This is a genomic window from Synechococcus sp. H55.10 (assembly GCF_047502715.1).
In the GTDB taxonomy this organism is placed as follows: domain Bacteria; phylum Cyanobacteriota; class Cyanobacteriia; order Thermostichales; family Thermostichaceae; genus Thermostichus.
In genome coordinates this window covers 1-740 of the sequence record NZ_JANSJJ010000146.1, presented here as the reverse complement: position 1 = coordinate 740, position 740 = coordinate 1, and the positions used below count along the sequence as shown (strand labels likewise).

At 61.2% G+C, this 740-nt stretch carries 2 pseudogenes; both read left to right on the top strand.

Annotated elements, in window-relative coordinates:
- Positions 1–224: pseudogene (locus NW858_RS09410) on the top strand (hypothetical protein); the annotation flags it as partial.
- 182 nt (positions 225–406) lie between these two features.
- Positions 407–740 (top strand): annotated as a pseudogene (locus NW858_RS09405) (hypothetical protein); the annotation flags it as partial.

Sequence of the window (740 nt, the reverse complement as noted above, 5' to 3'; positions counted from 1 at the left end):
CAGCAGAGTGGTTGCTCGAAATCCCAGATCTCAGCCACCTGGAAGAGGCCAAGCCGGGGGAACGCCGTCTGGTCTATGAGCGCCTCCGCCGTCCAGCTTCCCTGCCGAAAGTCGCTGATCCCAGCCGCAGCGAGGCTGCTTCCCCCTTGAATACCCAACGGCTGACGTGGGTGTTGATCGGGATCCTTTTCGCTCTGCTGGTGGCGATGGCCTGGCTGCCCTAGCCCAGCCCTGGGTTGGTGCAGAGACAGGCCGCCTGACCCAAAAGCAGCAACAGCCGCCCTCGTCGCCCCTGAGTTGAAGAGAGATACTGGGAATAGGGATGGCTGTAACCCTTGGCTGCAGATGCTGGGCGAGCGTCCCAGTCGGATCCCGGGCAACAGTAGGTAACCAGCGGAGGTTGAGAGTGGCTACACAAACATTGGTCATGGATGCGGTAGAGCAGTTGGGCCTGCGGGTCACTCTGGGAGACATTGCCTCCAGCACAGGCCTGGCCCTAGAGGAGGCCAAACAGGAGTTGCTGCAGTTAGCCCAAAAGGCTGGGGGGCATCTCCAGGTTTCGCGGCAGGGGGAGATCGGCTACGTTTTCCCGCCCGACTGTCGCGACATTCTCAAGCGCAAGGAGCAGCAGGATCGGCTGGCGGTTTTGCGACGCAAGCTGTGGGGGGGGTTTCTCTACGGCCTACGCATCTCCTTTGGCATCCTGTTGGTGGTGTCGATTATCCTCATCACCCTGGCGT